The following is a 20,447-nucleotide window of genomic DNA, read 5'->3' as shown; positions in this document are numbered from 1 at the left end:
TCCCCCCCCCCCCCCCCCCCCCCCCCCCCCCCCCCCCCCCCCCCCCCCCCCCCCCGAGGGGAGCAGTCCACTAGGCTGGCGCGGTGACGGATGAGCGGGAGCCGGTGCGGCCGTCGGGGGTGTGGGCCACGGCCGTGGAGGTGGCCCGGGTGCGGGCGCTGGAGAGCGAGCGGCACGACGCGCTGTTCCACGACCCGCTGGCACGGGCGTTCGCCGCCGCGGGCGGACGGTGGCCCGCTTCCGCGCCGCCGGCCGACGTCGCTGATGACGCGGCCGAGCGCCGGCGCCGGCTGGCCGTGGCGTCCTGGATCGTGATCAGGACGAGGTTCCTGGACGACCTGGTGCGGCAGGCGGCGGCGTCCGGGGTCCGGCAGGTCGTGCTGCTCGGCGCCGGACTGGACAGCCGGGCCTTCCGGCTGGAGTGGCCGCAGGGCACCCGGCTGTTCGAGGTCGACACCGCCGCGCCGCTGGACTTCAAGGCAGCGGTGCTGCGCCAGGAGCGGGCCGTCGCCCGCTGCGAGCGGAGCACCGTCGCGGCGGACCTGCGGGAGGACTGGCCGGCGGCGCTGGCCGCCGCGGGGCACGACCCGTCCGCGCCCACCGTGTGGGTCGCCGAAGGACTGCTGGTCTACCTGCCGCGGGACGCGGTGGAAGGGCTGGTGGCCCGGATCGGCGCGCAGTCGGCGGCCGGCAGCCGGATGGGGCTGACGCTGGCCGCGCGCGGCGCGGTGAGGCGCTTCGGCGCGGACGCCGCGCCGGGCTCGGCCACGTCCCTGTGGGTCTCGGAGGTGCCCGACGACCCGGTGGGCTGGCTGGCCGGGCACGGCTGGGACGCCGATGACCACACCCTGCGCGAGCTTGCCACCGCCTACGGCCGCCCGTACGGCGCCCCGCCGCACCGCGAGGAGCGGCTCGGCAGGCTGGTCTCGGCGGTCCGCCGGTAGCGCTCGGCGCGGCTGCGGGCGGCGCGGGGGCCGCCGCGGGCGGCGCGCAGGGCGGGCTACCCGGCCGCCGGGAGGAGGGTGAGCGGAGAACCAGGGGTGATGCGGCCCGGGCGGAGGACCTGCGCGTACACACCGGCACAGGGCTGCGGGTCGGAGTCGGGCATGGGGGCCACCCGGTTGTGGGCCGCCGGAACCCGCAGGGCGCCGGTGTCGCGCGGCAGGGCGCCGTGCCGAAGGGTCGGGATCGCGCAGCGCGGGGTGCGGGCGATGACCCGCAGCGTGAGGTGGTCGCCGATCCGCAGGTCCCGGCCGAGCCAGTCGTTCTCCACGAAGCCGCTCCCGGCGCCGTCGATCACGATGTTCGGCCGGTATCGCGCCACCGCCGGCGCCCCCTGCGGGCTCAGCTCCCCGATCCGGCGCAGCGTGGCCGAGGTGATCAGGTGCAGCGGGGCGAAGTCGAAGAAGGTGCCGGCGGGGGCGGCGCCGCCCAGCCGCCCCACGTCCACGCCGACGCGGGCGCGGACGCCCTCGCGCAGCACCTCGTCGGGGTGTGCCCGGTCCAGCTCCGCCCGCTCCGGCGGCCGGGCGGTCAGCGTGACGGGCTGCTCCAGGACGTCGGAGAGCCGCTGGTCCACGTCGGCGTCGGTGCTCCGCAGCTCCTTGCCGTCCGGCAGCAGAATCCGTACCGCCTCCGGTGCCGCCTCGGCGCTCAGCGTGAGCAGCCGCCGCCACAGCCTCGGGTTCTTCGCGCTGGCGACCTTGCCGCTGCCGCGGTGCACCAGCGCGAGCGCCCGGTCGTACGGCAGCCCGCGCTCGGTCACGTCGGCGGCGGCGACCGCCTCGCCGAGCATCGACTTCACGGGGTAGCGCAGCAGCGCCCCCACCACGGCAGCGGGCACAGCCTCGGGTCCGGTCACCGTGCAGAGCCTGCCCACCCCGGTTTTCCCGGTCAAGCCATATATCCCGTGCCGCACCGGTCCCCGCGTCCCGGGCAGCGCCCGCACTACCCTGGGAGACGAAGGAGAGGAGGTGCGTCATGCGCAAAGTAGCCGACTGCCGGGACTACCCGAGCGAGTCGAACTGCACCCTCACCATCTCCGGCGAGGAGGACGAGGTCGTCCGTGCCGCCAGCGAGCACGCGACATCCGTGCACGGCCACGACGACAGCCCTGAACTGCGCCAGCAGATCCGCGGCATGCTCAAGGACGAGGTCCCGCAGCACGTCTGACCCGCCCCCGGCGCCGGGCGGCCCGTCCCCGTCTCCCGCGCACGACCGGTACCCCTCTTTCCGTGCGCGGCCCGTACGCGGTACGCCCCGGCGCCGCCTCCTGCCGCCGCGGCGCCCGTCACCCGGTGGGCAGCCAGCCGACCTTCCCGGCGAGCAGCGCGTAGCCGACGAAGGCGACCGTGTCGATCAGCGAGTGCGCGGCGACCAGCGGCCCGATCCGGCCCCAGCGGCGGTAGAGCAGCACGAACACCACGCCCATCGCCATGTTCCCCACCATGCCGCCCACGCCCTGGTACAGGTGGTAGGACCCGCGCAGCACCGCGCTGGCGGCCAGCGCCGCGGTCGGCGACCACTTCAACTGGTCGAGCCGGCGCAGCAGGTACCCCACCACGATGACCTCTTCGAGCACCGCGTTCTGCACGGCGGAGGCGATCAGCACCGGGATGCGCCACCACACCGCCGGCAGCGACTCGGGCACCACCGTGAGGTTGAACCCGGCGGCCCGCGCGCCCAGGTAGAAGGCGAGCCCGGTGCCGCCGATCACCGCCGCGACCAGCGCGCCGCGGGCCAGGTCCCAGCGCGGCCGGGTGAGGTCGAAGCCGAGCGCGGGCATCCCGACCCGCTCGCGCGCCAGCAGGTGGGCGACCAGCGCGACCGGGACGAGCGCGGTGGCGATGTAGAACACCTGCCAGGCCAGGTCGAGCCAGGGGCGGCCGGGCGCCGCCGAACCCACCAGCGTCGCGGCCTGGTCCTTCAGCGCGCCCGGCCGGGTCACCGACCCGATGAAGCTGATCACCGCGGAGACGCCGCTCGCGCCGAGCGACAGCGCCAGCACGATCAGCGTCTCGCTGCGCAGCGTCCGCTCCTCCAGCAGCGGCTGCGGCCGCTCCGGCTGCCCGGCCTCGGCCTGTACTGATGCCTGCACGCGGTCCTCCCGTGTCGTCGTGGACACGATACGAAGATCCCGCCCGCCGCCCTACCACCGCACCACCCCGCCCCGGTGCCGCGCTCGCGCGGTGGGTGCGCCGCGCGAGCCTACGCCACCCGCCTGGGTCGTCATGTCCGCGACCGGTCCGCAGCGCGCCCCGGCACCCGTACGGCGGCAGGCGCGCGGCGGGGCGGGCAGCGGGTGTGCGGCGGGACGTACGGCGGGGGCCGGTCAGCCCGGGAGCGGCCAGGTGTGGACCGGGGCACCCTCGGTGGACAGGGCCCGGTAGCGCTGCGTCATCGCGGCGAGCGCCGCCCGGCGGTCCAGGCCGCGGTCGAGGTAGTGGTGGAAGGCGTCGGCCTGCCAGCGGGCGCCGTTCGTCCGGCGGCGGCAGCGCTGCTCGATGATGCCGAGGTAGTGGTCGCGGTCGGCCGGGTCGATGCCCCAGGCGTCCAGCCCGGCGGCGGCCAGCGGCAGCAGCTCGTCGCGGATCAGGTCGGCCGCCGGCACCTGGGCGAGCGCGGTGCCGCGCGGGCGCGGCCAGTGCAGCACCGCGTCCACGCCGTCCCGGCAGGCCGCGTCGAAGTTCGCGGCGGCGGCGCCGAACGGCAGCCGCTGCCAGACCGGCCGCGGCGCCTCGGCGAGCGAGCGCACCAGGCCGTAGTAGAACGCCGCGTTGGCGATGACGTCGGCGACTGTCGGCCCGGCGGGCATCACCCGGTTCTCCACCCGCAGGTGCGGCACCCCGTCGACGACCTGGTAGACCGGGCGGTTCCAGCGGTAGATCGTGCCGTTGTGCAAGGTCAGCTCGCGCAGTTCGGGCACCCCGCCCTCGTCGAGCACGCGCAGCGGGTCCTCCTCGTGGCAGATCGGCAGCAGCGAGGGGAAGTAGCGCAGGTTCTCCGCGAACAGGTCGGCCGCGGAGTCGATCCAGCGCTCGCCGAACCAGGTCAGCGGCCGCACGCCCTGGGCCCGCAGTTCCTGCGGGCGGGTGTCGGTGGCCTGCTGGAAGAGCAGCGGGCGGGTCTCGCGCCACAGTTCGCGGCCGAAGAGGAAGGGCGAGTTCGCCCCGATCGCCACCTGCGGCGCGGACACCGCCTGCGCGGCGTTCCACGCCGGGCCGAAGCGGCCCGGGGTGACCTGGAGGTGCATCTGCATGGAGGTGCAGGCCGCCTCGGGCGCGATCGAGGCGGAGGTGTAGACGAGGTGCTCGACGCCCTCGATGTCGAGGGTGATGTCCTCGCCGCGCATGGCGAGGATGCGGTCGTTGAGCAGGGTGTAGCGGTCGGCGCGGGAGAGGTTCGCCGAGACCAGGTCCTGGGCCTGGAGGGTGGGCAGGATGCCGATCATCACGATGCCGGCGCCGACCTCGCCGGCCATCCGGTCGGCGTAGCCGAGGCCGGTGCGCAGTTCCTCGGCGAGCCGGTCGAGGACCCGGCCGGAAAGCGCGTGCGGCGCGATGTTCACCTCGATATTGAACTGGGCCAGCTCGGTCTGGAAATCACGGCTCGCGATGCGCTCCAGCACCTCTTCGTTCATCATGCGGGGCAGCCCGCGGGAATCCGCGAGATTCAATTCGATCTCCAGGCCCATGAGATTGCGCGGCCGGTCGAAGCGCTTCTCCGCCAGCAGCCGCTCCAGCCCCAGCAGGCACTGCTGGAGCTTGTTCCGGTACATGCGCCGGTCGGCCAGGTCGAACGCCCCGGCCGCGACCTTCTCCCCCATCGAAGCGTCCCTCCTCGTGCGGGTCCTCACGGGAGGATGCCCCATGGAACTGATCGATAACGCCCACCTCGACCGGGTGTGCACGCTACGCTTGCCGTAGTGGCCGACAGCGGGCACGTGCCGATGGCACATTCGGCCCAGGACACGGCGGGAAATCCCGCCTATTGGCACCGTATGTTTCCGGCCGACCGTACACCGCGGAAATCGCCGACGACCGCGCGGCAACCTGCGGTAATGTCGGCTGCGGCCGTCCGGAGGAAGGCGGATTACCGCCTTGCGGGTAATGCCGACGGCCGGTAGATGAAACATGGAGCGAACATACGTCGTATAAACTCCGCGCACGAGGCAGAGTATCCGCCGTCGCCGGGCGAGCTTGAGCAGTAACCCTCACCAGGTACTGACCGCGGCCGTCCGCATCTCGCCCGCACCGCTTTGTGCCCGCACCACGTGTCTCCCAGTGAGAGGCGACAACACCATGCCGCTGCTTGTCCCCCCAGCACCCGCACCCGCCCTGTTGAGCGTCCTGGCGGCGCTCAGTTCGCCCACCGCGGTCCTGGAAGCCCGTACCCCCGCCCTGCGCACCGCGGAGGGGCCGCTGGACGCCGAACACCCCCTGCCGGTCCATGTGTTCGAACCCGCGTCGGTGCCCGGCGGCCTGCCCCACGCGCGGCTGGCCGGCTGGCGGTTCCATATCAGGGCGGGGGCCCGGGTGGCCGCGGCGGGCGAGACCGTGGCGACCCCCGACGGATGGGTGTTCTCGCGCTTCTCCGAGGGCCCCTACTTGGCCTCCACCGAGCGCGCGCTGCGCCAGGCCGAACCGCTGCCGGCCACCTACCAGCCGCACCTGCTGTCGGTGCCGAGCCGTTACATGATGGCGCTGTGGCTGCACTCGGTGCCGCGGGCCGACGCCGCCACCGCGCAGCCGGACCCGGCCGACCTGGTCATCCCGCTGGCCCCGGCGCCGCCCGGGATCGCCTCGCACCGGGTGTACCGGATCGTGGAGATGGCGCCGCTGCTCAACAGCTGGCTCGCCCCGCCGCCGCTGGCCGGCTCGCCCGCGTAGCCCGCAGAGCACGCCTTCGGCACGAGCGGAGCCGGTTTCCCCGGGCGCGGCAAGGCCCGGGGAAACCGGCTTTCGTTGCCCCCGTCGCACTCCCCGTCAGGCGCCTGCCGCGGCCAGCGGCCGGTGCGGCGCGATGATCTGCCCGTCGGGCAGGATCTCCCCGGTGTCCTCGAAGAGCAGCACCCCGTTGCACAGCAGGCTCCAGCCCTGCTCCGGGTGGTGGGCCACGATCAGGGCGGCCTCACGGTCGGCGCTGTCGGCGGTGGGGCACTGCGGCTCGTGCTTGCACATGGTCACTGGTGTCTTTCGCTGCGAGAGGTGAATGGTGCGGTCGGTCGCGTGGCCTGCCTGGCTCATGTGGGTCCCCCGTTCTCGCGCGGCCGGTCCCAGTCTTGCGCCCCGGACGGCCTTCCGCAGGTGTTTCACGTGCGCGCTGCTCATTGGTGCAGGACGCGCCATCCGCGCGGCCGGTTGCGGACACGAAGGCGGCGCTTTCCGCCCGTTTCCGGGTCGGAAGGCGCCGCCTTCCCACAGTGCGGCCGCGGGGCCGGTCAGCCCTCGTAGGCGTCCAGCGGCGGGCAGGAGCAGACCAGGTTGCGGTCGCCGAACGCCCCGTCGATCCGGCGCACCGGCGGCCAGTACTTGTCCGCGGGGTGCACGCCGGCGGGGAAGACGGCCTCCTGGCGGCTGTAGGGGTGCTGCCAGTCGCCGCCGAGGGCGGCCGCGGTGTGCGGGGCGGAGCGCAGCGGGTTGTCGTCGGCGGGCCACTCCCCCGCGCCGACCCGGTCGATCTCGCCGCGGATCGCGATCATCGCCTCGCAGAACCGGTCGAGTTCGGCGAGGTCCTCGCTCTCGGTGGGCTCGATCATCAGGGTGCCGGCCACCGGGAAGGACATCGTCGGGGCGTGGAAGCCGTAGTCGATGAGCCGCTTGGCGACGTCGTCGACGCTGACGCCGGTGTCCTTGGTCAGCTGCCGCAGGTCGATGATGCACTCGTGGGCGACCAGGCCGCCGGGGCCGGTGTAGAGCACCGGGTAGTGCGCCTCCAGCCGCTTGGCGACGTAGTTGGCGCTCAGTACGGCGATCTGGGTGGCCTGCCTGAGGCCCTCGGCGCCCATCAGCCGGACGTACGTCCAGGAGATCGGCAGGATGCCCGCCGAGCCCCACGGCGCGGCGGAGACCGGGCCGACGCCGGTGGCCGGGCCCGCCTGCGGCTGGAGCTGGTGGTTGGGCAGGTGCGGGGCGAGGTGGGCGCGGACCGCGACCGGGCCGACGCCGGGGCCGCCGCCGCCGTGCGGGATGCAGAACGTCTTGTGCAGGTTCAGGTGGGAGACGTCGGCGCCGAAGCGGCCCGGCCGGGCGAGCCCGACCAGCGCGTTGAGGTTGGCGCCGTCCACGTAGACCTGGCCGCCCGCGTCGTGCACGGCCGCGCAGATGTCGGTGATGTGCTCCTCGAACACGCCGTGCGTGGAGGGGTAGGTGACCATCAGCACGGCGAGCCGGTCGCGGTGCTGCTCGATCTTCGCCCGCAGGTCGTCGACGTCCACGTCGCCGTCCTGGCCGGTCTTGACGACGACCACGCTCATCCCGGCCATCACCGCGCTCGCGGCGTTGGTGCCGTGCGCGGAGGACGGGATCAGGCAGACCGTGCGGTCCAGGTCGCCGGCCGCGCGGTGGTAGGCGCGGACCGCGAGCAGCCCGGCCAGTTCGCCCTGCGACCCGGCGTTGGGCTGGAGGCTGACCTTGTCGTAGCCGGTGATCGCGGCGAGCTGGTCCTCCAGGCCGTGGATCAGGCTGAGGTAGCCCTCGGCCTGGTCGGCGGGCGCGAAGGGGTGCAGCGCGCCGAACTCCGGCCAGGTGACCGGCTCCATCTCAGTGGTCGCGTTGAGCTTCATGGTGCACGAGCCCAGCGGGATCATGCCGCGGTCCAGGGCGTAGTCGCGGTCGGCGAGCCGGCGCAGGTAGCGCAGCATCGAGGTCTCGCTGCGGTGCCGGTGGAAGACGGGGTGGGTGAGGTAGTCGCCGGTGCGCAGCAGCGCGGCCGGCAGCGCGTCGGCGGTGGCCGCGTCGAGGGCGTCGAGGTCGGCGGTGTCCGCGGTGTCCGCGCCGAACGCGGCGAGCACCGAGGTGAGCGCGGCGCGGTCGGTGGTCTCGTCGCAGGCGATGCCGACGTGGTCGGCGTCGGTCTGCCGCAGGTTGACGCCCGCGGCGCGGGCGGCGGCCACCACGTCGGCGGCCCGGCCCGGCACCCGGGCGGTCAGGGTGTCGAAGAACGCGTCCTCGACGACCTCCACGCCGGCCGCGCGCAGGCCCGCGGCGAGCACCGCGGCGTAGCGGTGGGTGCGGCGCGCGATGGCGGCCAGCCCGTCGGGGCCGTGGTAGACGGCGTACATGCCGGCCATCACGGCGAGCAGCACCTGCGCGGTGCAGATGTTGCTGGTGGCCTTCTCCCGGCGGATGTGCTGCTCGCGGGTCTGGAGGGCGAGGCGGAAGGCGGTGTCGCCGTCGGCGTCGACCGACACGCCCACCAGGCGGCCGGGCAGGTTGCGGGCGTAGGCGTCGCGGACGGCCATGTAGCCGGCGTGCGGGCCGCCGAAGCCCATGGGGACGCCGAAGCGCTGGGTGGTGCCGACCGCGATGTCCGCGCCGAGCTCGCCGGGCGGGGTGAGCAGGGTCAGCGCCAGCAGGTCGGCGGCCACGGTGACGATCGCGCCCAGCTCGTGCGCCTGCTCGATCACCGGCCGCAGGTCGCGGACGGCGCCCGAGGCGCCCGGGTACTGGAGCAGCACACCGGTCACGCCGCGCTCGGCGACGTCGGCGGGGATGCCGGCGGACAGGTCGGCGGTGACGACCTCGACGCCGGTCGGTTCGGCCCGGGTCCGGATCACCGCCAGGGTCTGCGGGAAGGTGTCGGCGTCGACCAGGAAGACGCCGTTCTTGACCTTGCCGACCCGGCGGGACAGCGCCATCGCCTCGGCGGCCGCGGTGCCCTCGTCCAGCAGGGAGGCCCCGGAGGTGGGCAGGCCGGTGAGATCGGCGACGACGGTCTGGAAGTTCAGCAGCGCTTCGAGGCGGCCCTGGGAGATCTCCGGCTGGTACGGGGTGTAGGCGGTGTACCAGGCGGGATTCTCCAGCACGTTGCGCAGGATGACCGGCGGGGTGAAGGTGCCGTAGTAGCCCAGGCCGATCATCGGGGTGAGCACCTGGTTGCGGTCGGCGAGCGCGCGCAGCTCGGCGAGCGCCTCGGCCTCGGTGACGGCGGCCGGCAGGGCGAGCGCCTCGGTGCTCTTGATGGTGTCGGGGACGGCCGCGGCGGTCAGTTCGTCCAGCGAGCCGTAGCCGACCTGGGCGAGCATCTTGGCCTGCGCCTCGACGTCGGGACCGATGTGGCGGCGGGCGAAGGGCCGGCCTGCTTCCAGCTCGGCGAGGGTGGTTCGGCGGTCACTCATCTTCGGGGGCCTCCTGGTCCGTGACGACCTTCGGGGGGTGCCGCCAGGGCACCCGTACGGCCTCCCCCTCTGTCATCACAACCTGAGAGCTTCACCGCCCCGGCCCACAGGGCGGCTTTCACCGTCGGTGAGGACGCGTCCCGGCGGCCGCTCTGCTTCCGGGACAGGTCCTGCTTTCCAGAGTGACCTCACCCGAGCGGTACGGATGCCTGAGAGTTTCCGGGGAGGATTTGCTCCTTCGGCGCCCTCCGCCAACCGCCGCCAGGCGGGGTTCTCGGAGGACTCTCCCGCACGGGGTCGACGGCCGCTGTCCAGCCTACCAGCGCGTTCCGAACAGGGGTCGGAACAGGTGCCGAGTCGACACCGCCCCGGTTGTGGCCTTGGGTAGGTACCAGCGGCCGCCGTACGGCGGCGGCCTGGGGTTGGTTGGACTGGTTGGAGGGACCGTGCAGACCGACATCGATCCGCGCAGCCTGATCGGCCGCCGCGCCTTCGACCGTGACGGGACGAGGATCGGCACGGTGGACGAGGTCTACCTCGACGACGCGACCGGCACACCGGAGTGGGCCGCGGTGCGCACCGGCCTGTTCACCCGGGACGCCTTCGTGCCGCTCGGCCCGAGCGAGCTGGACGGCGACAAGCTGCGGGTGCCGTACGAGAAGGCGCTGATCAAGGACGCCCCGGACTTCGGGGTGGGCCGGCACCTGTCGCCCGAGCAGGAGTTGCAGCTCTACCACCACTACGGGATGGACGTGCCACGCTCGGCGGCCGAGCCGGCGCCGTCCGGGGACTTCGGGGAGCTGGCCGACGAGGAGTGAGCCTGCTGGGCGGCCAGCGGCAGCGGGTCGCTGCGGCGCAGCGCCGGGTCGTCCACGGGGAAGGTGCGCACCCGGCCGGGCACGGTGTCGGTGGGCACCTCGAAGCGGACCGTCACCCGGCCGACGCCGCTGCCCTGCACCCATCCGGCGCCGTAGCTGTCGTGGGTGACGTCATGGCCGGGCATCCAGCGGTCGGCCCGTTCGGCCGCGGGCGGCGGGCTGCTGGGCAGCGGCTCGGGGGCGTCCGGCTCGGTGCCGCCGTGCAGCGCGCGCTCGCCCTCGGCCTGCGCGAACAGGTCCTCCTGCGTGAAGTCGGCAAGCCCCGCCACGCCCACCCCGAGCAGCCGCACCCCGCCGGTGGTGTCCACGGCCTCCACCAGCCGGCGGGCGGTCTCGCGGACGACGGCCGGGTCGTCGGTGGGGGCGCGCAGCGTCTCGGAGCGCGTGAGGGTGGAGAAGTCGTACCGCCGGACCTTCACCACGACGGTGCGGCCGGAGCGGCCCGCGCCGCGCAGCCGCTGCACGCAGCGCTCGGCGAGCCGGTCGATCTCGTACCGCACATGGGCGCGGTCGGTGAGGTCGCTGTCGAAGGTGTCCTCGACGGAGATGGACTTGACGTCGCGGTCGGCGACCACGGGGCGGTTGTCAACACCGGCGGCCATGGCGTGCAGGCCCGCGCCGTGGGCCTTGCCGAGCAGCCGCACCAGCTCCGCCTCGCCCGCCTGGGCGATCTCGGCGACGGTGAGGATGCCGGCCCGGCGCAGGTGCTCGGCGGTGGCCGGGCCGACGCCGGGCAGGGTGCGCACCGGCATCGGGTCCAGCAGCGCCCGCTCGGTGCCCGGCTCGACCACGACCAGGCCGTCCGGCTTGGCCTGCTCCGAGGCGATCTTCGCCAGCAGCTTGGAGCCGGCCAGCCCGACCGAGGCGGTCAGGCCGGTGGCGGCCTTGATGTCGGCGCGCAGCCCGCGCGCCACGGCCCGCGGGTCGTCGGCGTAGGCGCCGGCTTCCAGGTCGAGGAACGCCTCGTCCACGCTCAGCGGCTCTATCAGCGGTGACGCCTCGCGCAGCAGGCCCATCACGATCTCGCTGATCTGCCGGTAGAGGCCGAACCTCGGCACGAGGTAGGCCGCGTTCGGGGCCAGCCGGCGGGCGTGGGCCATCGCCATGGCGGAGTGGACGCCGTGCACACGTGCCTCGTAGGACGCGGTCGACACCACGCCGCGGGGTCCCAGGCCGCCGACCACCACCGGCTTGCCCCGCAGGCTCGGCTTGGACGCCTGCTCGACCGCGGCGAAGAACGCGTCCATGTCCAGGTGCAGGATCGTCGGCGCACTTCTCACACACCCAAGCCTCCCGCATCCCACCGACAGCAGCCGTACAGGTGTACGGCGACGGCGGGTCGCGGCCGGGGCGTACGGGTGGGGCCAGGTCCTTACGGGGCGGGGCTTTATCGGCCGGGCTTTACCGGCCGGGCCTTGGGGGCTGGCCTGTCACGGGCCGGAGGCACCTGCGGCCGGGGCTCAGACCGCCTTGTTGCGGCGCCGGGCCAGTTCGTCGGCCGGATTGTGGCCGATCAGGGTCTCGCCGGTGTCCACGCGCTCGCCGTGCATCTGCGACAGCGCGCTCTCCACGTCGCGCCACACGACGCCGACGGCGATCCCGAAGATGCCCTGGCCGCCCTGGAGGAGCTGCACCACCTCGTCGGGCGAGGTGCACTCGTAGACGGTCGCGCCGTCGCTCATCAGGGTCATCCGGGCCAGCTCGCCCGGGCCGACCGAGCGCAGGTGCTGGACGGCGGTGCGGATGTTCTGCAAGGAGACGCCGGTGTCCAGCAGCCGCTTGACGATCTTGAGTACGACCACGTCGGAGAAGCCGTACAGCCGCTGGGTGCCCGAGCCGTAGGCCGGGCGCACGCTGGGCTCGACCAGGCCGGTCCGGGCCCAGTAGTCGAGCTGGCGGTAGGTGATGCCCGTCGCGGCGCAGGCCGCGGGGCCCCGGTAGCCGACCTGCTCGGGCGGCGTCTCGGCCGGCGGGCCGCCGTCGGCGCCCACCGCCGCGGGAGCCAGTGTCCCCCGGGCCGGATACGGGCCGCCGGTCGCCAAACCGTCGCCGGTACTTCTCACGACGCCCTCCGTCCCCTTCGCGTCCACTGGCCGCGTGCACGTGCCACCGGACTTTCCCTCTGACGGTAGGCAGTCGTCACACGTGCGTCAACGATCGCCACGCTCGGCACGCCGAGTGAAATTCACCCCAGGAGTGGTTTGATCTGATTGCACGGCGGGAACCCAGTTCCGAATGCCCCCGCGGCGGCAATATTGCCCCCATCCGGGCAGCCCGCAGCGGCCCGGCCCGCGAGCCGGGCCCACCGCCGCACGGCGGCGACGTCCGGGCCTACTGGTTGCTGGTCCCGAAGTCCTCGGGCGAGATCTGGTCGAGGAACTCGCGGAACTTCTCGACCTCGTCCTCCTGCTCGTCCGGGATCGCGATCCCCGCGTCGTCCAGCACACCTTCGCTGCCGTAGATCGGCGTACCGGTGCGCAGGGCGAGCGCTATGGCGTCGGACGGGCGGGCACTGACCTCGACCCCGCCGGCGAAGACCAGCTCCGCGTAGAACACGCCGTCCCTCAGGTCGGTGATACGCACCTCCGTCAGCGTCTGTCCCACCGCCTCGAGCACGTCCTTGAAGAGGTCGTGAGTCAGCGGTCGCGCAGGGGTCATGCCCTGCTGCGCGAATGCGATGGCCGTCGCCTCTCCCGGCCCGATCCAGATGGGCAGGTACCGGTCGCCTCCTACTTCACGCAGGAGCACGATCGGTTGGTTGGAGGGCATTTCGACCCGGACACCCACAACGTCGAGCTCGTTCACACAGCAACCCTAGGCCGTGCCCGCGGGGTTTGGGTAGTCGGGCAGGCCCCGGGCGCGGCCCGAAAGCCATCCGGAGCCCCCTCCGCCAGGCGGTTCTCCCCCTGCCGGCCGCCCCGGGCGGCACTTCCGGCCGCGATCCGGCCGAAATCCGGTGCCCGTCGGCCGCCGGAGGGTCAGTCCAGCCGGACCCGCAGCGCCGACTGCACCATCGCCGCGTGCAGCCGCACCGACAGCGTGGCCAGCTCCCGGGCGGTCGCCTCCGCGTGCAGCCGCGTCTGCGGGTTGCGGTGCAGCCGCAACGGCGCCACCACCTGCTCGACCAGGCCCGCCTCCCGCTCGGCGGCCGCCTTCACCGCGCGCAGATGGCGCGGCTCCAGCCCGAACCGGCCGAGGTCCACGATCAGCCGGGCCACGTTCACCGCGTCGGCGTCGTAACCGCCCCGGGAGTCCGCCGCGATCAGCCCGTACGACTCCCACTCCGCGAGCGCGTCGCCGTCGGCCCCCGTGGCGGCCAGCAGCTCGTCCCGGCCGATCCGCATCCGCGCGGGCTCCTCGGGCTCCAGGGAGCCCTCCAGCGCCTCACGCGACTCACCCGGGCCGGGCAGCGCGACCGGCTCGCCCCGGTCCATGGCGTCCAGGTGCTCCCGGATCACCCGCAGCGGCAGGTAGTGGTCGCGCTGCACCCGCAGGACGTACGCCAGGCGGTCGACATCCGCCCCGTTGAACTTCCGGTACCCCGAGGGGGTGCGCTGCGGCTCCACCAGCCCCTCCGCCTCCAGGAAGCGGATCTTGGAGATGGTGACCTCGGGGAACTCGTCCTGCAACCGGGAGAGCACCGCGCCGATGCTCAGCAGGGCGCCGTCGTCCCCGGCGGAGACGGCGGCGGTGCCGTCACCGGCACCGCCTGACGTTCTCGGCATGCACACCTTCCCTGGGACCGTGCGGCGGGAGGGTCAGACACCCGCCTGGCTCGCGTAGAAGACCAGCCGGTACTTGCCGATCTGCACCTCGTCCCCGTTGGACAACTGCACCGCGTCGATCCGCTCCCGGTTGACATAGGTGCCGTTGAGGCTGCCGACGTCGGAGACGGTGAACACGCCGTCGGCGCCGCGCCGGAACTCCACATGGCGGCGCGAGACCGTCACGTCGTCCAGGAAGATGTCGCTCTGCGGGTGCCGGCCGGCGGTGGTCAGCTCGCCGTCCAGCAGGAAGCGGCTGCCGGAGTTCGGTCCGCGCCGCACCACCAGCAGGGCCGAACCCGGCGGCAGCGCCGCCACGGCCGCCTGCGCCTCCGGGGAGAGCGACGGCATCGGGGTCTGCCCCGTCGCCTCCGCCTCGTACGCCTCGATGCTCGAGATCGAGATCGTCGACGTGGTCTCCGAGGGCCGCTCGAAGGGCGCCGCGGCCTGCCCGCCGCGCAACGGAGCGCCGCAGTTGTTGCAGAACCGGCTCGCCGCCGCGTTCTGGTGCCCGCACCTGCCGCAGACCAGCACGCCGTGCTCACCACCCGTGTCCGAGGCCGACGATTCCCCGAAACCTATGCGCGGGGCCGAACCGGGGTCAACAGGCGCCACGCCGGGCGCAGCCGAAAACCCGCCGCCCTCCTGCGACGGGTCCGCGCGGAACAGCGGACGCTCGGCCGGCTGGCCGACGTCCTCCGCCCCGCTCCGCGGCGCACGGTGGCGTGCCGTGGCCGGGTCACCCGACTGGCGGGCGCTCTTGCCGAACAACTTCCCAAACAACTTCACGGGCGATTCCCCTTGAAAGAAGCAGACCCGCCCGTGGGGCAGGACGAACTCTCACTACTCACAGTTTCCACCACTCAGCACCCGGCCAGATCCCCGACCCCATCCTCACTGGGATGACCGAGCGTAGTCAGGCTGCTTCGACGGCCGCAAGGCGTCCACGACGATCTTCTGCGACCTGACCACATCAGCACTCGCCTGCTCCTTCTCCAGCGTCTGCACCACCCCTCCGGGGATGTTCAGCGCCGGCTCGAGGTCCGGTGGGTTGCCGATGACTTTGAAGACGTACGGCTGGGCCAATTGGTGCCCGTCGACCAGCACACTGTCGGTGCCGTCGGTGAAGTAAGTGTCGCTGACGACACGTACGTTGTTGACCTGGATCGCCTCCGCGCCGGCCGCACGCAGCTCCTGGACGGTGTCCAGCAGCGAGTCGGCCTCGACCTGGCCGTGCGGGTCCCTGACCGTCAGGGTGATCCCCGGGCCCTGAGCCGCCACCGTACCGGCCAGCACGCCGAGTTCCCGCGCCTTCTCCTGCGTCTGCTTGAGCGCCTCGGCGGCCTGGTCGGAACTGGTCTCCAACTCGCTGCGCTGGTTCTCCAGTCCGCGCTTCTCGTCCTGGAGCCGCTGGCCGCGGTTGTCCAACTCGGTCAGGATGCGGACCAGGTCCTCCTGGCGCGCCCCGCGCAGCGTGCTGTTGTCGTCGCTGGTGGTGCGCACCTGGATGGCCAGCCCCAGCCCCAGCACGAACAGCAGCACCGCGACGATGAGTTGGGCGCGGGTCAGCCGCGGCGGCCACAGCCCGGCCAGCAGGCGCTGCCGCCCGCTCCCCGGTGCGGCGGCCGGCTTCTCCCGCTCCTGCTCCCCCGCACCCGGCTGCACGCCGCAGTCCCCGTTCTCCTGGTTCTCCTGCTCGTCGCTCATCCGGACCTCACGCCCGGAAGACGTGCCGGCGGATCGCGGCGGCGTTGGAGAAGATCCGGATGCCGAGGACAACCACCACACCGGTCGACAGCTGCGCGCCGACCCCGAGCTTGTCGCCCAGGAAGACGATCAGCGCCGCCACCACCACGTTGGACAGGAAGGAGACCACGAAGACCTTGTCGTCGAAGATGCCGTCCAGCATGGCACGCAGCCCGCCGAAGACGGCGTCGAGCGCGGCCACGACGGCGATCGGCAGGTACGGCTCGACACCCGAGGGCACCACCGGGCGCACCACCAGCCCGACCACGACCCCCACGACGAGGCCAAGTACGGCGATCACTTCGTCAACCCTTCCCGTTGGACGGCGTCTTCGGCGGCGTCGTGGACGCGCCCGGTGTGGCGTACCGCAGGATCAGCGAGGGCGCGGCGGGCAGGTGTACGTCCCCCTGCACGCTCAGGCTCGACCTGATGCCGTAGTTCGCCACCAGCACGTGCAGGTAGTCCCCGTCCGCGCTGTGCTGGAACGCCGTGCCCAACCGCTTCCCGTCCCCGATCGCCAGCACCGTGTACGGCGGCACCAGCGGCTTGTTGTCGACCAGTATGGCGTCCCCGGCGGCCCGGATCGCCGACAGCGCCGTCAGCCGCTCGCCGTTGACCGAGATCGCCTCGGCGCCCGAGTCCCACAGCCCGTTGACCACGTGCTGCATGTCGCGGTCGCGGACCCGCCCGGTGTCGGAGAAGCCACTGCTCTCCCGCGGGCCGCCGGTGCCCCCTTCAGAGGCTTCCTCGGCGTCGTTGACGACCAGCTTCACCCCCGGGCCGTGCACCGGCGTGGCGGCGGCGAGCAGTTCGACCAGCCGCTCCCCGCCGTCGCCCTTCCGCTTCAACGCGGCCTGCTGCTCCGCGGAGACGGTGGCACGCAGCGCGTCGACGTTCTGCTGCAACCCGTCGGTGCTCTTGGTCTCGGTCCGGATACGGTCGATGAGGTTCTGCCGCTCCTTGGCGACCGTGGGCGCCGACACCCGCGCCTGCGCGGCACCGAGCGTCACCACCAGCGCGGCCAGCACCAGACCGGCCGCCAGCCCCAACTTCCCGCCCAGCGCCTTCGGCAGCCGCGACGTGCCGACCTGCCCGCGCCGGGCCGCGGCCTGCGCGTACCCGTCGTCGAGGCTGTGCTCGATGATGTTCGTCAGCAGCGACATCGACGCGTCGAGGCGTCGCGGGGCGGCCCCGGGCACGGGGTTACTCCGATCGGGTTGCTGCTGCGGCATGCCGCACATCGTCGCACGTCGCGGCGCCCACTTCCGAACGGGCCCCCGCCGACGCGCCGTTCACACCGCGCGACCGGTTCGGGTCGGCCCCGGTCGGCATTCCGACCGCAGTGCTGCCGGAAGCCGACCGGTTGCCGATCACCCGCCGATCACCTACCGGTCACCTGCCGACCGGTCGCGGTACCCGCCAGGGACCCTCGGAACCGGTCACGGACCGGCGCTCTCCACCACCTCGGACCACTCGTCCAGCAGCGCCTGCGCGGACGCGTCGTCCGGCCCCTCGGCCCACAGGTGCGTGACGGCCTCCGCCGGGTCCGGCAGCACCATCACCCACCGGCCGTCGGACTCCACCACCCGCACCCCGTCGGTGGTGTCCACCGACCGGTCGCCGGCCTCCTCGACCACCCGCCGCATCACCGAGCCCTTCACCGCCCACGGCGTCGGCACGTCCCGCTTGAGCACGTGCGCCTTGGGGATACGGGCGTCGATCTGGCTCAGCGTGAGCTGCGTCCTGGCCACCAGGCCGATCAGCCGCACGAACGCCGCCGTGCCGTCGAAGACACTGCTGAACTCGGGCACCATGTAAGCGCCGCGCCCGTCACCGCCGAAGATCGTGCCCTCGTCCCGGCCCACCCGCGTCAGGTCGTCCGGCGACGTCGTCGTCCACGTCACCTGGGTGCCGTGGTAGGCGGCGACCTGCTCGGCGATCCGAGTGGTGGTCACCGGCAGCGCCACCCGGCCGCTGCGCCGCTCCGCCGCCACCAGGTCGAGCAGCACCAGCAGCGCCCGGTCGTCCTCCACGATCCGGCCCCGCTCGTCGACCAGCGACATCCGCTCGCCGACCGGGTCGAAGCGCACCCCGAACGCGGCACGCGCCGAGGAGACGATCTCACCGAGCCGCACCAGCCCGGCCCGGCGGCTCTGCTCGGTCTCGGTCGGCCGCGCCTCGTCCAGCCCGGGGTTGATGGTCAGCGCGTCCACGCCCAGCCGGCCGAGCAGGCTCGGCAGCACCAGACCCGCGCTGCCGTTGGCCGCGTCCACCACGACCTTCAGCCCGGCGTCGGCGATCCCGGTGGTGTCCACCGCCCGCAGCAGCGCACCGGTGTACGAGTCGAAGACCGTCGCGGGGAAGGTCAGGTCGCCGATCTCGCCGGGGAACGCCCGGCGGTACTCCTGCCGCGAGAACACCCGGTCCAGCTTGCGCTGCCCGGCACCCGACAGGTCCGCGCCGCGCTCGTCGAAGAACATGATGTCCAGCGAGTCAGGGCGCCCGGGGCTGGTTCTGATCATGATGCCGCCGGCACTGCCGCGCGCGGTCTGCTGCCGGGCCACCGGCATCGGCACGTTCTCCAGGTCGCGGACGTCGATCGCGCTCGCCTGGAGCGCCGAGATGACCGCCCGCTTCAGCGCCCGGGCACCGCGGGAGTGGTCACGGGCCGTGGTGACCGTGGCGCCCTTCTTCAGCGTCGTCGCGTACGCGCCCGCCAGCCGTACCGCCAACTCCGGGGTGATCTCCACGTTCAGGATGCCGGAGACGCCGCGCGCGCCGAACAGGTGCGCCTGGCCGCGGGACTCCCAGATCACCGAGGTGTTCACGAACGCGCCGGCCTCGACGGTCTTGAACGGGTAGACCCGTACGGTGCCCGCGATGATCGACTCCTCGCCGATCAGGCACTCGTCGCCGATGACCGCACCCTCGTCGATCCGCGCGGCCCGCATCACGTCGGTGTTCTTGCCGATGACGCAGCCGCGCAGGTTCGTCTGCGGACCGACGTAGACGTTGTCGGCGATCACCGCCTTGTGCAGGAACGCGCCGGTCTTGACCACGACGTTGGAACCGATGACGCTGTGCTCGCGGATCTCCGCGCCGGCCTCGACCTTCGCGTAGTCACCGATGTAGAGCGGACCGCGGAGCGTCGCGTCCGGGTGCACGTCGGCACCCTCGGCGACCCACACGCCGGGCGAGATCTCGAAGCCGTCGATGTCGACGTCGACCTTGCCCTCCAGGACGTCCGCCTGGGCCTTCACATAGCTCTCGTGGGTGCCCACGTCCTCCCAGTAGCCCTCGGCGACGAAGCCGTAGACCGGCTTGCCCTCCTTCATCAGCTGCGGGAAGACATCGCCGGACCAGTCCACCGGAACATCGGGCTCGACGTAGTCGAACACCTCGGGTTCCATCACGTAGATACCGGTGTTGACGGTGTCCGAGAAGACCTGGCCCCAGGTCGGCTTCTCCAGGAAGCGCTCGACCTTGCCGTCGTCGTCGATGATGGTGATGCCGAACTCCAGCGGATTCGGCACCCGGGTCAGGCACACCGTGACGAGGGCGCCCTTCTCCTTGTGGAACGCGATCAGTTCGGTCAGGTCGAAATCCGTCAGGGCGTCGCCCGAGATCACCAGGAACGCGTCGTCCTTGAGCGCCTCCTCGGCGTTCTTGACGCTGCCCGCCGTTCCCAGCGGCTTTTCCTCGTTGGCGTAGGAGAGCTCCATGCCCAATTCCTCGCCGTCCCCGAAGTAGTTCTTCACCAGGGACGCCAGGAACTGGACGGTGACCACTGTCTCGGTGAGCCCGTGCCGCTTGAGCAGATTGAGAACGTGCTGCATGATGGGGCGATTCACCACCGGCAGCAGCGGTTTCGGCATACTCGACGTCATGGGGCGAAGGCGTGTGCCCTCGCCGCCGGCCATTACAACCGCCTTCATATGGAAACGTCCTCCTCGTGACTCAGCCAGCCGTGGCGTCCGTCCTGACAAGTCGCCGGACCTGCACCACATAGAGGAACCCTGCCCACCAGTACAGGGTCGTACCCCAACCCGCGAACGCCCAGCCGAAAACAGTCGCCACGCTCGCGACCCACCCGCTGCCGTCGCTCAACAGCAGCAGCGGAAAGGCGTACATGAGGTTGAAGGTAGCCGCTTTCCCGATGAAGTTCACCTGGGGTGGGCCGTAGCGGTGCCTCCGCAGAATCAGCAGCATCACCGCCATCATGGCCTCCCGGGCCAGCAGCAGCACGGTGAGCCACAGCGGCAGGATGCCGCGCCAGGTCAGGCCCACCAGGGTGGACAGCACGTACAGGCGGTCGGCCGCGGGGTCCAGCACCCGGCCCAGTTCGCTGATCTGATTCCAGCGCCGGGCCAGCTTGCCGTCGAGGTAGTCACTCACCCCGCTGAAGGCGAGCACGAGGAGTGCCCATCCGTCGGCCTTCGGCCCGCCGAACTCGGGCCACAGAATCAGCCACAGGAACACCGGAACACCGACCAGGCGCGCCATACTCAGGATGTTGGGGATCGTGAAGATCCGATCCGTTTGCACCCGTGTCTCCTGGACCTCCACCGGGGCCCCTCCTGCTGATGTCTGTGCGTGTACGTTTGGCTGCCGGCAGCTACGATCCCGAGGGGCCCCGTGCCGATGTCGCGGGCCGACTCTACCCCAGGGCCGGAAATGACAAAGGCCCGGCCTCGGATTCATCATCCGAGGCCGGGCCCCAAT

19 protein-coding genes and 2 riboswitches are annotated in these 20,447 nt (G+C 72.6%); of the genes, 4 read left to right on the top strand and 15 right to left on the bottom strand.

Annotated elements, in window-relative coordinates; genetic code table 11:
- Positions 1 to 119 precede the first annotated feature (119 nt).
- Entirely contained in the window at positions 120 to 944 is an 825-nt protein-coding gene (locus WA788_RS34455) for an SAM-dependent methyltransferase (RefSeq protein ID WP_335984301.1), read from the top strand.
- Positions 945 to 1,000: 56 nt separating this feature from the next.
- On the opposite strand, the gene WA788_RS34450 is transcribed toward WA788_RS34455, so the two are convergent.
- Positions 1,001 to 1,861, bottom strand: a complete 861-nt coding sequence (locus tag WA788_RS34450; protein ID WP_335984294.1) for an MOSC domain-containing protein — start codon at positions 1,859 to 1,861, stop codon at positions 1,001 to 1,003.
- Positions 1,862 to 1,980: 119 nt separating this feature from the next.
- On the opposite strand from WA788_RS34450, the gene WA788_RS34445 reads away from it, so the two are divergent.
- Positions 1,981 to 2,172: a DUF1059 domain-containing protein gene (locus tag WA788_RS34445; protein WP_335984292.1), complete on the top strand. Its 192-nt coding sequence runs from the start codon at positions 1,981 to 1,983 to the stop codon at positions 2,170 to 2,172.
- A 118-nt stretch (positions 2,173 to 2,290) separates the two neighbouring features.
- Here the strand turns inward: WA788_RS34445 and WA788_RS34440 are convergent, their stop codons facing one another.
- Positions 2,291 to 3,097, bottom strand: coding sequence for a CPBP family intramembrane glutamic endopeptidase (locus WA788_RS34440; RefSeq protein WP_435134864.1), 807 nt, complete (start codon positions 3,095 to 3,097; stop codon positions 2,291 to 2,293).
- A 234-nt stretch (positions 3,098 to 3,331) separates the two neighbouring features.
- A complete protein-coding gene (locus WA788_RS34435) occupies positions 3,332 to 4,825 on the bottom strand; it encodes a glutamate--cysteine ligase (protein WP_335984290.1) in 1,494 nt (497 codons plus the stop codon).
- 475 nt (positions 4,826 to 5,300) lie between these two features.
- Between WA788_RS34435 and WA788_RS34430 the strand changes: the two genes are divergently transcribed.
- On the top strand, positions 5,301 to 5,888 hold the full coding sequence (locus WA788_RS34430; RefSeq protein WP_335984288.1) for a hypothetical protein: 588 nt from the start codon (positions 5,301 to 5,303) through the stop codon (positions 5,886 to 5,888).
- Positions 5,889 to 5,984: 96 nt separating this feature from the next.
- On the opposite strand, the gene WA788_RS34425 is transcribed toward WA788_RS34430, so the two are convergent.
- Entirely contained in the window at positions 5,985 to 6,179 is a 195-nt protein-coding gene (locus WA788_RS34425) for a DUF5999 family protein (protein WP_335984286.1), read from the bottom strand.
- A gap of 260 nt (positions 6,180 to 6,439) precedes the next feature.
- Complete coding sequence (gene gcvP / locus WA788_RS34420; RefSeq protein ID WP_335984285.1) at positions 6,440 to 9,337, bottom strand: aminomethyl-transferring glycine dehydrogenase; 2,898 nt, start codon at positions 9,335 to 9,337, stop codon at positions 6,440 to 6,442.
- A gap of 62 nt (positions 9,338 to 9,399) precedes the next feature.
- A riboswitch (glycine riboswitch) is annotated at positions 9,400 to 9,523 on the bottom strand.
- Between the two features lies 1 nt (position 9,524).
- Positions 9,525 to 9,637: riboswitch (glycine riboswitch) on the bottom strand.
- A 146-nt stretch (positions 9,638 to 9,783) separates the two neighbouring features.
- On the opposite strand from gcvP, the gene WA788_RS34415 reads away from it, so the two are divergent.
- Positions 9,784 to 10,155, top strand: coding sequence for a PRC-barrel domain-containing protein (locus tag WA788_RS34415; RefSeq protein ID WP_335984283.1), 372 nt, complete (start codon positions 9,784 to 9,786; stop codon positions 10,153 to 10,155).
- Here the strand turns inward: WA788_RS34415 and WA788_RS34410 are convergent.
- From WA788_RS34410 to WA788_RS34365, 10 genes are all read right to left on the bottom strand, one after another.
- Positions 10,077 to 11,495 (bottom strand): DNA polymerase IV, encoded by a 1,419-nt coding sequence (locus WA788_RS34410; protein ID WP_335984281.1) that lies wholly within the window; start codon positions 11,493 to 11,495, stop codon positions 10,077 to 10,079. The genes WA788_RS34415 and WA788_RS34410 overlap by 79 nt on opposite strands.
- 180 nt (positions 11,496 to 11,675) lie before the next feature.
- Positions 11,676 to 12,221, bottom strand: a complete 546-nt coding sequence (locus WA788_RS34405; protein WP_335984297.1) for a MerR family transcriptional regulator — start codon at positions 12,219 to 12,221, stop codon at positions 11,676 to 11,678.
- A 325-nt stretch (positions 12,222 to 12,546) separates the two neighbouring features.
- A complete protein-coding gene (locus WA788_RS34400) occupies positions 12,547 to 13,020 on the bottom strand; it encodes a bifunctional nuclease family protein (protein WP_335984280.1) in 474 nt (157 codons plus the stop codon).
- A gap of 173 nt (positions 13,021 to 13,193) precedes the next feature.
- On the bottom strand, positions 13,194 to 13,940 hold the full coding sequence (gene ftsR / locus WA788_RS34395; protein ID WP_335984278.1) for a transcriptional regulator FtsR: 747 nt from the start codon (positions 13,938 to 13,940) through the stop codon (positions 13,194 to 13,196).
- Positions 13,941 to 13,973: 33 nt separating this feature from the next.
- Positions 13,974 to 14,810 carry an FHA domain-containing protein gene (locus WA788_RS36160; RefSeq protein ID WP_443034140.1) on the bottom strand — a complete coding sequence of 279 codons (837 nt, stop codon included), beginning with the start codon at positions 14,808 to 14,810 and terminating at the stop codon, positions 13,974 to 13,976.
- Positions 14,811 to 14,873: 63 nt separating this feature from the next.
- Positions 14,874 to 15,686: a DUF881 domain-containing protein gene (locus WA788_RS34385; protein ID WP_335984274.1), complete on the bottom strand. Its 813-nt coding sequence runs from the start codon at positions 15,684 to 15,686 to the stop codon at positions 14,874 to 14,876.
- A gap of 7 nt (positions 15,687 to 15,693) precedes the next feature.
- Positions 15,694 to 16,026 (bottom strand): small basic family protein, encoded by a 333-nt coding sequence (locus tag WA788_RS34380; RefSeq protein WP_202237672.1) that lies wholly within the window; start codon positions 16,024 to 16,026, stop codon positions 15,694 to 15,696.
- Positions 16,027 to 16,030: 4 nt separating this feature from the next.
- Positions 16,031 to 16,966, bottom strand: coding sequence for a DUF881 domain-containing protein (locus WA788_RS34375; protein ID WP_335984272.1), 936 nt, complete (start codon positions 16,964 to 16,966; stop codon positions 16,031 to 16,033).
- 198 nt (positions 16,967 to 17,164) lie between these two features.
- Positions 17,165 to 19,660: a mannose-1-phosphate guanyltransferase gene (locus WA788_RS34370; protein ID WP_335984270.1), complete on the bottom strand. Its 2,496-nt coding sequence runs from the start codon at positions 19,658 to 19,660 to the stop codon at positions 17,165 to 17,167.
- Between the two features lie 22 nt (positions 19,661 to 19,682).
- Positions 19,683 to 20,291 carry a CDP-alcohol phosphatidyltransferase family protein gene (locus WA788_RS34365; protein WP_335984268.1) on the bottom strand — a complete coding sequence of 203 codons (609 nt, stop codon included), beginning with the start codon at positions 20,289 to 20,291 and terminating at the stop codon, positions 19,683 to 19,685.
- Between the last annotated feature and the right edge of the window lie 156 nt (positions 20,292 to 20,447).

The organism is Streptomyces sp. CA2R106, from assembly GCF_037034245.1.
In the GTDB taxonomy this organism is placed as follows: domain Bacteria; phylum Actinomycetota; class Actinomycetes; order Streptomycetales; family Streptomycetaceae; genus Actinacidiphila.
This window is presented reverse-complemented; position numbering and strand designations above follow the sequence as displayed.